This is a genomic window from uncultured Mobiluncus sp. (genome assembly GCF_947254095.1).
Classification (GTDB): domain Bacteria; phylum Actinomycetota; class Actinomycetes; order Actinomycetales; family Actinomycetaceae; genus Mobiluncus.
In genome coordinates, this window is the sequence record NZ_CAMYBV010000010.1 from 22,182 (window position 1) to 36,792 (window position 14,611).

The 14,611-nt window shown below is 61.5% G+C and carries 7 protein-coding genes; 1 reads left to right on the top strand and 6 read right to left on the bottom strand.

Annotation, left to right across the window (positions count from 1 at the left end; translation table 11 throughout):
- Positions 1 to 4: 4 nt before the first annotated feature.
- Positions 5 to 3,067 carry a glycoside hydrolase family 2 TIM barrel-domain containing protein gene (locus tag Q0X47_RS04905; RefSeq protein WP_297723492.1) on the bottom strand — a complete coding sequence of 1,021 codons (3,063 nt, stop codon included), beginning with the start codon at positions 3,065 to 3,067 and terminating at the stop codon, positions 5 to 7.
- 142 nt (positions 3,068 to 3,209) lie between these two features.
- On the opposite strand from Q0X47_RS04905, the gene Q0X47_RS04910 reads away from it, so the two are divergent.
- Positions 3,210 to 4,232 (top strand): LacI family DNA-binding transcriptional regulator, encoded by a 1,023-nt coding sequence (locus Q0X47_RS04910; protein WP_297723494.1) that lies wholly within the window; start codon positions 3,210 to 3,212, stop codon positions 4,230 to 4,232.
- Positions 4,233 to 4,391: 159 nt separating this feature from the next.
- Here the strand turns inward: Q0X47_RS04910 and Q0X47_RS04915 are convergent, their stop codons facing one another.
- From Q0X47_RS04915 to Q0X47_RS04935, 5 genes are all read right to left on the bottom strand, one after another.
- Entirely contained in the window at positions 4,392 to 6,416 is a 2,025-nt protein-coding gene (locus Q0X47_RS04915; protein ID WP_297723497.1) for a S1C family serine protease, read from the bottom strand.
- 203 nt (positions 6,417 to 6,619) lie between these two features.
- Entirely contained in the window at positions 6,620 to 8,464 is a 1,845-nt protein-coding gene (gene menD, locus Q0X47_RS04920) for a 2-succinyl-5-enolpyruvyl-6-hydroxy-3-cyclohexene-1-carboxylic-acid synthase (protein ID WP_297723499.1), read from the bottom strand.
- A 337-nt stretch (positions 8,465 to 8,801) separates the two neighbouring features.
- Positions 8,802 to 13,181: an FtsK/SpoIIIE domain-containing protein gene (locus tag Q0X47_RS04925; protein ID WP_297723501.1), complete on the bottom strand. Its 4,380-nt coding sequence runs from the start codon at positions 13,179 to 13,181 to the stop codon at positions 8,802 to 8,804.
- Positions 13,181 to 13,642 (bottom strand): FHA domain-containing protein, encoded by a 462-nt coding sequence (locus tag Q0X47_RS04930; protein ID WP_297723503.1) that lies wholly within the window; start codon positions 13,640 to 13,642, stop codon positions 13,181 to 13,183. The genes Q0X47_RS04925 and Q0X47_RS04930 overlap by 1 nt, the downstream gene beginning before the upstream one ends.
- Complete coding sequence (locus tag Q0X47_RS04935) at positions 13,639 to 14,571, bottom strand: PP2C family serine/threonine-protein phosphatase (protein WP_297723505.1); 933 nt, start codon at positions 14,569 to 14,571, stop codon at positions 13,639 to 13,641. The genes Q0X47_RS04930 and Q0X47_RS04935 overlap by 4 nt, the downstream gene beginning before the upstream one ends.
- Positions 14,572 to 14,611 lie beyond the last annotated feature (40 nt).

Here is a 14,611-nt window from a genome sequence, read left to right on the forward strand (position 1 = left end):
TTTCTTAGTTGCTGGAAAACTTGAGAGTGAAAGAAAAGTCGTAGTGCGGTGCGCCGACTTGGTAGCATTCCTGCAACTTCGGTCCGCAGCTTTGGGAACCGATTCCCGCCATGCAATGATCCAGGCACAGTACGGTTTCCGGGGTTTCAACCAGTTCATAATCGTGGGCTTTCTCCCCCAGTTCTTCTTGCGTAAAGTGCGACGCGTTGAAACTGAACTCCGCCGCGCTCACCACCTCTAAACTGGCGTTTTCCCCGCTCAACTTGAGGTAGTCACAAGCGGAGCGCGACCCGTTTTCTTGTGGCCGCAGATAGGGTTGGAACAGGTCGCGAACAGCGCTGTGGAAACGCCCGTGCCAGGCAGAACGGCGTTTGTCGAGGTAGTTTTCGTGCGGTCCCAGCCCTGACCAGTCGGCGTGGGTAAAGTTTTGGTCCAAGAAGATTCGCCATCCCAAGCGCGGTAGTTCCGGAAACTGCATATCACGGGTGACGCTGGCGTTCATTCGCAAGGCCCCATCGGCGCCTAATGTCCACTCCAGGTCCGCTTTCAAAATGGGCTGAATCGACGGCGCCACCATCGCTACCTGCGATTTCACCACCACACTCGCACCGGACACCACCTCGACTGAATAGGCATAAGGGGTGCAACGGTCGTAGTGCGCCCGCTCCCACCGCGGCCGGATATACATATCGTTGTCGGTCGGGGCGCGCCAAATGTTGAGTTCCATCGGCCGGGTCAGGAGCGACCCCGCGCCGCCACGCCAATCGGTGAGCATTCCGGTGAACCGGGAAAACACGTAAGTGTATGCGCCCAGCTCAATCGCGATTTCCTTGGGGTTGGTTTCGATGCGGGGAGCATGAGGCGCCGGAATAGTCTGGAGTTCCTGGCTGAGCTGCCGGGCGGGCAGACAGCGCGGGTCGGCGTTGTCCAGAGCAAACTCGTCGAACCCCAACAAATGTCCCGCCTCCAGGCAGGCGAACGGACGGGACAGGTACGTTTCCACCCTCAGGAAGCACCGCCCTTGTGCAGGAACGTCCACGGAAAACGGAATCTCTACACTCTGGTGAGGCGCAATCGGGGGCAGCTCGAGAGTGCCGCTGTCCTCCTCACCGTCTCGCACCCTCACCCATTTCAGGGTGGCGAAATCGGCAGCATTGAGGTGGTCAGCCGTATTGGTAGCCCGCAGTAGCCCAGCCTTTTGGTCATAGGTAAAGCGCAAAGGACGGTACACATTCTTGGCCTCCAACAGCCCGATGTGCTCGGTACGGTCGGGGCTGACCAACCCGTCGACGCAAAAGTTCCCGTCGTGGGGGTATTCCCCCGAGTCTCCGCCGTAAAGCAGACGGCCGTCGGCGTCTGGCACCGCGTGGTCACACCATTCCCAGATGAACCCGCCGCACATCCGCGCGTCCGCCTCCACCAGAGCCCAGAAATCCTCCAAATCTCCCGGACCGTTGCCCATCGAGTGACAGTACTCCACCAGCAGGAACGGCTTGTCGCCGAGGTTCTCCAGGTAGTCGGTGATGTCGGAAAACGGGGGGTACATACGGGCGTACAGGTCGATATTGCGGTAATCATAAGAGCGGTCGTGGGACCGATAGTAGGCGCTTTCGTAGTGCGTCACTCGGGTGGGGTCAAAGTCTTTAATCCACTGCAGCGCAGTTTCAAAAGTCACCCCGTAGGCACATTCGTTGCCCGTCGACCAGGAAAACACGCAAGGACGATTCTTTTCACTATGAACGCAGCGCTGGACCCGATCCAGGGTGGCGGGAATCCACTCCGGGTTGTCCGCAATAGGTTTGTTCCACAGCTCCACCACGTTCTCTTCCGTTTCGTCTGCGAGGACGCGGTTTCGGGTGCCGTGGCTTTCATTATCCGCTTCGCTCATCACGTAAAATCCCAGCTCATCGCACAGATGATAGAACTGCGGGCAGTTCGGGTAGTGGGCGGTGCGCACCGCGTTGATATTGTGCTGGCGCATCAGTTCTAAATCCCGTTTCATCTGGGATAGCGAGACGACCGGTCCGGTCTGAGCCTCACTTTCGTGACGGTTTACGCCTTTAATCTTGATGGGGTTGCCGTTCACTTTCAGCACGGCGTCCGTAATGGTCACGGTACGGATACCGACCCGTTCCGTGATGACTTCGTGTGCAGACTCCATCACCAGGGTATAGAGATGGGGTGCGCCGGGATTCCACAGTTTCGGGTGTTCGAGGTGGAACTCAGTGGCATGGGTGTAGGTTTCGTCCCCGTCGCACAAGGGGTGTAGCTCGGTTTGCCCCAGAATGTTGGGGCCGTCGGTGAGCGTTACCGCGACCGGGCAGGGTTCCCCGCTGAAATTCGCGCGCAGTTTTACGCAGGCACCATCGGGCTGTGTCTCGGTGGTGAGGAAGTAATCGTTGAGGTGTACCGCGGGGCGTTTCAGCAGGTAGACATCACGGATCAGGCCCGAACAGCGGAACTTGTCCTGGTCTTCCAGGTAGCTGCCGTCCGACCACTTGCAGACCAGTACCGCCAGCGTATTCGTCCCCTCCCGCAGAAACTCGGTGACCTCGAACGCGGAAGTCGCATGGGCGACTTGTGAATACCCCACGTAACGCCCGTTCAGCCACAGGTAGAAACACGAGTCAACGCCCTCAAAAACGAGGGTGGCGTCGGGAGCTTGCGGATCTGGCTGGTAGTGAAACTTGTGACGGTAGGCACCAGTGGGGTTGGCGTGGGGCACATAAGGGGGGTCCAAAGGGAACGGGTAGTTGATGTTCGAGTACTGGTGGGAATCATAACCGTGGTACTGCCACGCACCGGGGGTGGGAATCGTGTCGGGAAGCGCCGGGGCTCCGGGAGTGAAAAAATCCTCCGGCACGTCCTCTACACAGGGATAGAATCCGAACTCCCAAGCACCGTTGAGCAGCTGGAAACGGTCCGAATGTTCACGGTCCAGGTTGAAATTCGGGATATGTTCCGAGGCGTGCGCGACCTTAGGAGAAACCGGAATGTAGTAGGCCCGTGGCGCCAAAGTATTTTCGTGCAAAACGTTGAGGTTCTGGTGGTGATTTGGTAGCTGCATAGAAGTCTCCTCGTGGCGATACCGCGGGAATCGAATACACCGACACTGGTGTTATCGTTCTCACCGATACTGGTAACGATAACACAGTTTTCGCTGGGCAAGTCGCAAATGAAACTTCACTGGGGCTTGATACGCTACACCCATGGCCCGAAATCCCCGCAAAACAAACGGTGCCAGCTCTATACATGACGTGGCACTGCGGGCGGAAGTATCGGCGCAGACAGTTTCTCGGGTCGTGCGCGGACACCAAAATGTTTCTGACGAAACCCGCCAGCGCGTGTTGAGCGCCATCGCCGAACTCAACTACACCCCCAACCGCGCCGCCCGTGCCTTGCGCACCGGCACCTATGACGTCATCGGACTGCTGACCCAAGAAATTCGGCGCACCGGGGAGGCACACACCTCCAACGGGGTCATCGACCGGGCTGCTGAACTTGGTTTTTCCGTCAGTTTGGTGCAGGTGGAATATCCGCACACCTCCCAGGCCCACCGCGCTATGTCACTGCTGTCCCAAGAGGATATTGATGGACTGGTCATTGTGCAATGCGGGGACGCCAGCGCGGAGCAACTGGCGATTCCTCCCCATTTGCCGGTGGCGTCCTCGGATTCCAACTTGGTGGACATTTATCCCTCGGCCTCTGCCGACCAGGTGGGCGGGGTCAAAGCTGCCATGAAACACCTGCTGGAGCTGGGCCACCGAACAGTTTTTCACATCAGCGGCCCGAAACGTTCCCGTTCCGCCCAAGTTCGCCAGGAAACTTGGGAACAGTGTCTTCGGGCGGCCGGGCGAAAGGTGCCGCCCGTCATTCCCGGAGATTGGTCGGCCCAGGCAGGATATGCGGCCGGGAAACGACTCGCACAGAATCCCGATGTGACCGCGGTTTTCTGCGCGGACGATGAAATCGCTTTGGGGCTGGTGCGGGCCTTGCACGAGAACGGGGTTCGAGTTCCGCAAGATGTTTCCGTTATCGGTTTTGACGGTATCGAAATGTCCGAGTTTTCTTTCCCGCCCCTCACCACGGTGCGTCAGGATTTTTATGCGGCCGGAGTGGAAATGGTCAATCTCATCGTCCGTCAGCTGGCCGGGGAAACCACCGACCTGCACCGGACGATTCCCACCGAACTCATCGTGAGGTCTACCACTGCCGCCCCACCCCACTTGTGAACGCTGCGGCTGGGAATCTGAACGGAAACCTAGCGACGCGAAAGTTCGGTGTCCTGAAAAAACTCACCAACGCCTCACTTGGGGCCGCCGCCCGGCTTAAATGCTGGCTTGGCCGCCGCCCGAAGGCAGCGGCCAGGCCAGCCAAACACGTGCTCGCGGCTATTGCGCCTGGAGCGTTACGGGGATCTTCTGTTCCTTTCCGTCACGCACCACGGTCAGTTCCACCGTGTCGCCCACGGCATACTGGCGCACGAAGCCGACCAGGGACAACGAGCCTTTCACGGGCTTGCCATCAATCTTGGTGATGATGTCGCCCTGTTTCAAACCGGCTTTATCCGCGGCGGAACCGGAGTTGATTTCCTGGACCCGCGCACCCAAACGGGACACTTTGTCCACGGTGGCGACCTCTTGGCCCACGACGACACCGAGAGCCGCGTGCACCGCTTCGCCGTGATCAATGAGCTGGGTGGCAATCATCGAAGCCTGATTAATCGGGATGGCAAAGCCCAATCCGATAGAGCCCGCCTGGCCCTCGCCGGTCGAGCCGCCGGAACCCGAAAGACTCGCAATGGACGAGGTCACGCCCACTATCCGCCCTCGTGAATCGAACAAAGGACCGCCGGAGTTACCCGGGTTCACCGCCGCATCCACCTGAATCGCGTTCGTGGTGACTTCGGTAGGAGCGGTGCTTTTTTCAGGCTGAGAAGGTTGCAGCATCCCGCCACCAAAGTAACGCCGCAGACCAAAGGGATCTTGCTCATCCTCGCTGTCGGGACTGCCTCCCTGCACCGCTTGCACCCGCACGGGACGGTTCAGCGCCGAGACAATGCCTGTGGTGACGGTAGACGACAACCCCAGAGGGTTACCGATGGCCGCGACCGATTCCCCGACCTTCAGGTTGTCGGAGTTACCCAACGGCGCCACGGTCAAATCTTTCGGCGGGTTCTCGATTTTTATCACCGCCAGGTCGGTCAGCACGTCACGGCCCACGATTTTCGCTTTGTACAAGCGTCCGTCATACAGTTCTACGGTGATGATTCCGTTGCCGTCCGCTGCTCCCGCCACCACGTGATTATTGGTCAGGATGTGGCCTTTCGAGTCGATAATCGAGCCGGAGCCCTGATCGGATCCGTTATTCGTTTCCACCGAAATCGCCACCACGGCGGGGCGGACCGCTTTGGCCACGGCCTCCCAGTTCGGGTTCTGCGAGTTGGAGTTTGCCACCGGCTCGGGGGTGGCGACGTCCTTGTCCTCCGGATTGAACAGGGTGGAACTGGTGGTTTCCCCGTCATGCCCGAACAAGCCGCTCTGTTCGATAGCGTACAAACCGCCGGTACTCAGCAGCGATGCGGCCACCGCCACGCCAATCAAGGCTCCCCATCCGGGACGGCTTTTTTCCTTTTTATCCCCCGGGGTCGCCGCCCAGGTCAAGCTGTTTTGCAGCGGGTTCGTCGCCCCGCGGGTGCCGGCAAAGGGGTCGGAAGTCGCGAACGGGTTGCCGCCGGGGTTACCACCGGGGTTGCCCGGTATGCCGGGGTTGGCGCCGACTGGCTGACCTTGGTTCGGGCTGGCCGCGCCGGATAGCGGGTTGGCCGGGTTCGCGAGGGGGTCGGAAAAGCCCGGAGTGGTGCCCCAAAAGGCGTTGGCTCCGTACTGTGCCGAAGGGTTCGTGCTCGCCGGATTGGTCGCGTTGGCGGCGTTGGCAGAAGTGGGGGCAGTCGCGTTGGTCGGGGTGGTATCGAACGAACCGGTGGAGCTGTTCACAGGCTGGCCAGCGGAGACGCTCCCGGACGGACTGGTGAACCCGTCACCACCCGGACTCGTGAAACCGTCCCCACCCGGTCTTGTGAAACCGTCACCGGACGGACTGGTGAACCCCGCACTCGCGACTTCACTAGAACCCTGCGCAACCGCCCTAGCACCGGACAGGTCGGCGTTATCGCTGGCCTCAGCAGGCTCAGCGCTGGCCTGACCGGCGGGGGTAACCGAGATAATCCGACCGCTCAGGCTCGGGGTCTGTGTCTGGGCGGGCTGCGGGTTGTCTAGCGCTGCGCCCTCATTAGAGTTCTGGGGATTCACGGGAATCTGCGTTTCTTGATGTTCCGGAGTGGACCCGGCGTTTTCCTGGTGTTCCGACGCGGGCGTTTCCTCGGGGGAAGCCCAGGGGTTATTCGTATCGCTCACTGTTTCTCCTCATAAGTTCTCACCGGTTTTGACCCGGTGACTTCAAAATTACCTGGGATTCTGGCGGAGGCCTGCCGTCAAAGCTCATTCCCAGGTAGGATTTGCCGGGTTTGGGTTCTCAGACACCGGCACGAGAGTTCCTATCTCTGATTTCGACACTTTTGCAATAAATTCCCTCACCACCGGATTGTTCAAAGTTAAGCTCACAGGACGACCTCCCACAGGCTCAGCCCCCTGACCGGTTGGGCCAGGGCCGAGGCCAGCCCCGTCAAGCTGTCGACCCGCTCGGCTTGCCAGCCCGCCGCCCGAGCCAACCCGCAAACGTCTCCTACCTGGGGAGTTAGGAACATCCTGGTGAAGGTATCCGCCGTGGCCGCGCCGTGCTCCAGACCGCCAAAAATCCGTCCGCCCCCGTTGTTTATGACGATGACCTGCAAGTTCGGCACTTCTTCAGCGCGGCCGTGGCACAGGGCACCCAAGTCGTGGAAAAACGACACGTCCCCCAAGACCAGCCGCATCGGCTGACGCCGCGCCAGCGCCGCCCCCCATGCCGAGGCGATGGTACCATCAATCCCAGCTAGGCCCCGATTGGTAAAGACGCGGCGCGAGGCAAGGAAACTGACCTGGGGATTTACGGCCTGAGTGGGTGTGGAGGAGTCGGGGTGTGCGGGATTTTCTCTCGGTGCGCGCGGAATCAGCACGTCCGCCCGCGGGAGAGCCGGAATCGGGTTCGGGGCCGAATTGCGCGCCACCGCGTCGAAAACGCGGATAGTCAGGGAAGCCCCTAGGAACAGGTCCACCGGCTCGGGCGAATACATAGTGCTGTCCCAAATTACCTGCGCCGCGCTGTGAAAACCCCAGTCCTGGGTCAGTGCCGCGGCTGCTTTTTCGCCCGCGGCACGCCACATTTCCAGCCAGCTTTCCGGAGCCTCGGCGGCGGGTCGGTGGGGAGCCGAGCCTTGTGACGGTTGCGCCGCTTTCGCCAGTTCACAAGCCAGGGTGGACGCGTCCGCCCACTGGCGTGCGATGTTGTCGGCCAGGTTGACCGTTGTGCCCGGCGCCCCCACGGTTTCCACGGGGATGTCGCGGCGGGAAATGAGCCGCGTAATCGGCCTGGTCAAGGTAGGACGACCCGCGACAATGACTCGCTCCAGGTTGTGTTCGACCACCGCCGCCAATGTGGTTCCGGCGGCTTTGGCGTAGGCCCGCACCGCGTGAGGATGGCGCCGCCAGGCAGTTTGCGGTTCGGCCAGGACGGGAATCCCCGCGATTTCGACCGCCTCGCACAAGTTCGCGTAGGTGGCGTCGCTGAGGTCTCCGGCAATCAGCAGGGTGCCGCACGGCGCCTGGTGTGGATCCAGAGGTTCCTCGCTAGCGATAGCGCTGGCGGAAGCTCGAGCGGCGAACGCTTCTATAGTTTCGGGAGGTGCCAAAGGTTCGATGAAGCTGGCGTTGATATGTACCGGCCCGGGGAGGGGGAAGTGTTTTTCGTCGGTGGCAGGGTGGGGCGAGCAGCTTTCGCCCTGACAAGCTGCCACCGCTGCCGACACGGCATCTTGCAGCTCCGCGGGGGTTATGCCGGGTTGAATATCCGCGACAAAACGCACGAAATCCCCAAAAATCCCTGGCTGCCAGGTCGTTTGGTTCGCGCCGGTGCCGCGCAGCGCCGCGGGACGATCCGCGCTAAGGACCAACAACGGCAGACCCGCGTGGGCCGCCTCCATCACCGCGGGCAGGGCGTTGCCCACCGCGGTGCCGGACGTCATCACCAAAACTGCCGGATGCCCCGCGCGCGCCGCCCCGAGAGCCATAAAAGCCGCATCGCGCTCGTCAATGCGAACGTGTAGGTCCAGGCGGTGGCTGGCTGCTAAGTGGTTCAGGACGTAACCCAAGGGGGCATCACGGGAGCCGGGGCAGTAAAACCAGTCCCTGAATCCCTGCTTCACCAGTAAACGCACCAATTCCTCAGCGTATTGCTGGTTTGAAGCGTCTTGATTGTCCCGCTGACTGGTGTCGCCCACAACTCGCCCTTTCACTGTTCGCATCATGCCTTTCGCGTTCCCCGCAAAGCCGGTAAACCGTTGGAATGCCGGGAAACGAATGCCGTTTCAAAAACTGCAAAATTTTCGTCTCCGGGGTCAATGCTACCTTTCAAGTACTATCGCACACATCGAAAGGAGGTTTATGCACAGAACCCAGTCAACAGGTTTCGATTCAGCTCAATACCGGCACAGCGCGGGAGGCTAGCCGTCTGGTTGCGCGGGCGTTCGCCAGTTTGGTAGTGCTGACGTTAGCCGTTGTGTAGCACTGATGCTAAACCATTTTGCAGGGCTAATGTTCAGCCATGCTGTGGCGCGAGCGTTTGGTTGTCTACAGCGCGTGTGTTTAGCCGTTTTCTTGGGGAAGCTGGATTTTGGTGGCCTGTCCGCGGTGAATCCAATAGCCACGGGCGGGCGGGAATGCGGTACCGTCTTGGGGGACGCTGACGCCGAAGATGGCGGTGGTGTCGGCGGCGCTCAAACCGAGAGAGAGTCCCGCAGCGGGAGCTTTCACTACCGCATTCAACTCGGAGTCAGTCATCCAGGACAGCCCATCACGGGAAGTGGCAGCGCCCGAGGCGAAAACCAGGTGTCCGCGGCTACGTGCAGCGCGGAGGACTTCTGCCATGGCTGTCGCGGAGTCCGTGTTTTGAGCAAATCCGGGCAGGTCGGCGATAAAGATAGCTAAACCGGGGAATCCCGACGGGGATTTTTGTTCCGCAACGGAAAGCAGCTGGTGATAAAAGTCGCGGAAGTCGGCGAAACCACAGGCTACCGCGTCCCAAATCTCCAGGCCAGCCAGAGTTTCCAGCGCGGGTGAGCTGTCCTCACGGCTCTGGGCAGACAACAGTACCATACCGGTGTCCGGGCTGGAAGTACGCAGCGAACGAGCCAGCCAGCGCATGACCGCTAAGCTCACCGCCCGGTCGACTTCCCCGTCGCCTCGCGCGATGAGGTAAACCCCGCTAGTGATGTTATTGATTTGCCAGCCTCCGGGGGCGCTCAGCCCCAGCGCCATTTCTCCCTTGGGGGCAACGGTGAGGGCGGTGGCGAACACCGGCACCGCCAATCGGTCAATCTGGTGAGCCACGGGTTTTGCCAGTGTGCCCAAGCGTTCCAGGATGCGTGTCTGGGCGGGTTCAGAGGGATCGTTACCGAGGACAGCGATTTGAATAGCTCGCGGGTCATCCGCGACGAGGCCGCGGCCAGGGACGGAACCGTTTAGCTCAATTCGCATTCCGAATGCGCCTCGCCACGCTGCCGGGAGGTTCTCGACGCTTTCGGCGCTGATGACGAAATGGATTCCGACGACTCTGCCTCCGGTGATGAGTTCCAGAAAACTGGCGGAACTGGCTCCCGGCAGGGATTCCAGCACGGCTTCCAGGCCGTCAATCGCGACGATAATGCGCTCGCCACGGTCGGTTTCACCGCCCACTACGCCATTAGCATCGAGGTTCACGCTGCGGGTTGCCCCGGGGTTCGCGCTGCGGGTTGCGCCGAGGGCTTTGCCTGCGTTCGCACCGGCGTCCTGTCCGGGTATAGCCGAGTTCGGGAACTTGGCACCGTTCCGTTCGCCGGGCTGCTCACCGGGCTGTTCGCCGCGCAGCACTTCGCGCAGTTCAGGGAAACTGCGGGTGGCGTTGCGCAACGCAATTTCGGTGCGCCAACGCCACCGGCTGACCAGGTACTCAATCGTGTCAGCAATCGTCTCCGGCTCGTTGGCATGAGCTACCACGCCCACGTTTGCCCAGCTCGACAAGACATCGAGGGTGGGGTCGGCGCTGCAAACATAGAGAGTGACGGGACGACCCCCGGTGTTCAAACTATCGGCAGCGATAGCTCGCAACACTCCGGTGCGCCCGCTGCCGCGCGGACCCGCCACAAACAGATTGCCCTCGCGGTCAGGACTAAAGCCAAAGGGGACGACATCTTGGCGTCCCAGGTCATCGCGCACCCCCAGGCGGAACTCCGCGTCGCTGGATTGCCCCAAGGCGGCCAAGTCATAGACCTTTTCCAGCCCGGAAGTCCAGCGCCGGATTGCGGATTTCCCGCGGCAAAACGACCCTGCCAGCACAGCCAGCGGCGTTGCCACCCGCGGCACCTCAGCCGCGGGCTGATGCCCGCTCTTGCCAGCCCGGCTGGAATGCCCACCCATAAGGGCTAGCACTCGCTCCTGTCCGCCCGCCGATAAGGCTGTCGGGAACGCCGCTCCGCCCAAGGCGGTGAAGCTCACGGGAGCCAACTGCGGGTCGGTAAAATCGGTAGTCATCAGGGTATTTAGGGTCTGAAAACCAGTGGCCACCCCGCCGACCAGCAGGACTCCGCGACCGGATTGTGAGAAAGCCGAGTGCGGGTCAATTTCAAAACTGCCGCAAACCATCTCTAGGACTGCGTCCTCCAGGTGTAGCACCACACGTGTCGGCAGGTACTTCAGGGCTTCACGGGGGAGCTTTTCGGTATCCCCGCTGCTCAGCAGCAGGTGCAACCCTAGGGCGCGGTACATATGCAGCCGCTCCGCCAGCTGCGAGAGCTGCCGTGAGGTAAATGCCTCCCCGACAGCTATGACAACAATTAAATCCGCCGGGACTCCCGCGATTTTGGCTCCGCGCGCCCCTGCCAGACTGCCCGCCCCGGATTCGCGCAGCCAAATTTCGCGCCGCTCGGTTTCCGCTTCCAAGTAGCGCAGCAGCCGGGCAAACACGGCATCTCCCCGCCCCGGCTCGATACCTAAACAATGTGGGGCTTGCCCCAGTTCGCCCCATTTCGTGCCGCGGGAGTCAAAAATGACCCAGTTCACGTCCTCCGTGCGCTGGGTCAATGCCAAGCCCGCCAGATAGGCAGCGATGACATTGGTTCGGGCAGCCTGGTTTTCTCCTGCCACGATGGCGTTCTTGCCGTCAGCCAAATCCAAGATCACCGGGCCGGCAGTGCCGTAGCCAATGGCCGCCGCGCAGCGGGACCCGTCCCCCAACTCGCCTAAAACAGCCGCGTTTTCGCCAGGCGTCAGGGGATAAACATCGGTCAGCTGGGCAACTACCGGCAAAGGCTCGGCGGTTTTACCGGGCAGCTTCAGGTTGGCCAGGAGTTCGGCGACTTTTCGCGCACTGGGGGTGGTCAGCAGCAGAGGTTCCACGCTCAGCAGGGTCGGGCGGGCGGACTGCAGCGGAATCCCGTTAGAAGCGGTGTGGTGCGCACTGGGCGGTACGGTTCCGGGAATGCGGGACACACCGTCTTGCCAAGACCCGGTCGCCAGGTCCAGGACTTGCCGAGCAGCACTAACCGCACTGCTGAGGTCGTCAACCGCGTTAACCAGCCAAACGCCAGGTTCCGCACCGAAATTTTCCCATTGTGAGCCGGCCGGGACTTCTCCGTCCACCACCAGCAACAGGCGTTGGCGTGAGCCGCGCTGGCCCTTGCGGCTGGTCCAGGCTTGCGTGAGGCGTTCGGCGCTGATTTCGCTCAAATCGCTGACCGGCTCTAACTCTAAATCCTCGCGCACCGCCTCACCATGAGGCAGGTAGCTAACCCACGCCCATTGTGCAGGTTTCGCCGCGGCAACCACGATTTTCAGGTCGGCTGGGGAATAACGTAGGGCGGCGCGAATCAGCAACTGATTCACCGCGGGTCCGCGCAGGTTTCGCGGACCGGTCACCGCCAGCGGCCCGGAATCCGCCGGAACATAGGCGACCTCCCAGCCGGTATGCCCCTCACCGACCGTAGCGGCACCAATCGCGCTGATTCTGCGGTTAATTGCTGCGATTTGTCCCGAGGTCGGGTGACTCGTCTCCGTGCCAGAGGCCGGTTCAGGGGCCGCGGTGCCGCCTGGCCGGTGAACAACGGCGCCGGATTCATGTACTGTCCCCGCCATCGGTCCCCAGCCACGAAACGGCGCTGCCTGGTCGGAGTTTTTCAACGTGATTTCAGGATAAACCTGGGTAAAACCGACCGGAATCCGCATCTGCGTACTCGCGTGTCCCCACAGTCCGGGCAGCAGGGCGCGGCGCGGATCTGCCAGGTCGGTGACACTGGCACGTATCGCCGCGTCACGCTGGTCCAAAGCCGTCTGAATCTGCGGAGTGAGCGCAGCCATGTCGCGTTCATAACGCACCCAAGCCGCCCGGTTTTGGGTCAGAGCCCACCCCACTTCGGCGCCGCCCGCTACTACGGCGAGCCCCAGCAGGGCAAACGCCGCAGCACTGGGAAAAATGACCGCTAACACCCCAAACAGGGCCACCGGCACCACGGGCACGGCAAGCGTCGCAGGATTCGCCAGCCACAAGCGGGGCCGAGCCGGAATTTCTACGTTGATTCCCAACGGTTCGGGGTCGGTCACCGGTTGCGGTGAATAAGCCAGCAGTGACTTCATTCCCGCCGGAGCTGGCGGCAGCTCGTCACTCTCCCCCACCAGCGCCAAACCTGCCCCCGGCGGTATCGGCGCTTTTGCCACCGGCAAGGCCCGCGGCAGCACGTAAGGTTTACCGACCTGAGCCGGACCTGCCCCGCCAGCCTCGCCCCTCGAGACTTGTGAACCAGAAGACTCAGCAACGACCGGCAGTGACCCGGTGCCGCCCGGATCCAACAGGGGCGCCAACGGTGTCACACTGAGACGAGACGTCGGCCCCCCGCCCAAAGCTGTGGCCACATCGGCAACTCGGGCTCGCGCGTCCGCGTTTAACAGCACTTCGGCGGGGCTGCCATCCACCAAGATTCGAACCGGTCGGCGCATCAGGCTTCAAACCTCAACAGGTAGTTTGGCGCCAGTTCCAGCACGTCACCGGGTTGAATGTTGTACCGCGTGTGCGGCTGTAAGTCCACCATCTGGCCTGTCGTCCGGCACAAGCGGGTACCGTTGTCCGAACCCAAATCCTCCACGGTGACTTCCCATCCCTCGGTGCAAATTCGGGCGTGAGTGCGGGAAATCTCGAGGATTTCGGGCGGAGTGGTCAGGGAAAACACCCCTTCATGCCCGTGGGTTTCCGGGGCGCGACCCACCACCAAATCGCCCGTCAGCTCAACAGTTTGCCGGTCGGTGGAACGCACCCAGCCCAATTTCGGGAAAGCCACCTGAATCGGAGCATCCAGGGCTCCACCGCAAACCCGGCAGCGGGGAAAATCCGGCGGATTGTGGTGGCCCAGAGGACAAATCCGCACGGTAAACGTTTTGCCCCCATCGGCGCTGTGTTTCATAGTTGTCCCTCGCTGTTCGGGGGAGGCGGGGGTGGCAGAAGGGAGCTCGGCGGCTCCGGCGGCTCGGATTGCGCGGAATCGGTCGATTCAGTGGGGGTGGTTGCGGATTCTGAGGCGGTCACGTCGACCACAATCGCGGTCACATTATCGGTCCCGCCCGCCTGCAAGGCCAGGTTCACCAGGGAGTTTACTGCCGCTTCGGGGGTGGGATTGTCTCCCAGAGCCCGCCCGATTGCGCCGTCATCAATCATGGAATGCAGCCCATCGGAGCACACCAGGAAACGCCGGGGCGCCGCGACCGGATAAGTCCAGGTATCAATCTGTGGCAACCCAGCTTGACCAGCTCCGATAGCGCGGGTGATGACCGAACGAGTCGGCCAGACCCGAGCTTCTTCCACGGTCAGCATCCCCGCCTCAACCATCTCGGCGACTTGGGAATGATCCCGCGTCAGTCGGGTCAGCAACCCCTCTCTCAACACGTAAGTTCGCGAATCGCCCACATTGAGAACCAAGAACTGCGCCGCTTCCGACCCGTCCGTAGCAGTGGCTGACGCTGTCCCGTCAGCCGCGGACCCTCCTAGTGAACCCAGCAACACCAAACCTGTCAACGTGGTTCCCGGCGGCGAAATCGTGTAATCGATATTCTCTTCGACCAGCCCCATGACTTCCTCGCAGGCCGCCTCCAGGGATTCGCGCACCACCGGCAGGCTCACCTTCGTGCCGGTCAGAGGCTGAATATGCCCCAGCAGTGTGGCCGAGGCCTGTTTACCTCCGGCGTGACCACCCATTCCGTCCGCAACTAAAAAGAACGGCAGAGTCGCCAGGAATGAATCCTGGTTTTCGGCTCGTTTCAAGCCGATATCGGTGGCGGCAGCCCAGCGCAGTGTTTCCCCGTGGGGAAGCGTCCAGGTGCCGGTTTCGATTTCCATCGGTTTCGTCTTTCGCTCCTTATTTGCAGTTTCGTTGCCG

Excerpts from the sequence above, each read along its gene's own strand:
- Q0X47_RS04910 (WP_297723494.1), top strand. The coding sequence starts at position 3,210 with ATGGCCCGAAATCCCCGCAAAACAAACGGTGCCAGCTCTATACATGAC.
- Q0X47_RS04925 (WP_297723501.1), bottom strand. The coding sequence starts at position 13,181 with ATGCGCCGACCGGTTCGAATCTTGGTGGATGGCAGCCCCGCCGAAGTG.
- Q0X47_RS04935 (WP_297723505.1), bottom strand. The coding sequence starts at position 14,571 with ATGGAAATCGAAACCGGCACCTGGACGCTTCCCCACGGGGAAACACTG.
- Q0X47_RS04930 (WP_297723503.1), bottom strand. The coding sequence starts at position 13,642 with ATGAAACACAGCGCCGATGGGGGCAAAACGTTTACCGTGCGGATTTGT.
- menD (WP_297723499.1), bottom strand. The coding sequence starts at position 8,464 with ATGATGCGAACAGTGAAAGGGCGAGTTGTGGGCGACACCAGTCAGCGG.
- Q0X47_RS04905 (WP_297723492.1), bottom strand. The coding sequence starts at position 3,067 with ATGCAGCTACCAAATCACCACCAGAACCTCAACGTTTTGCACGAAAAT.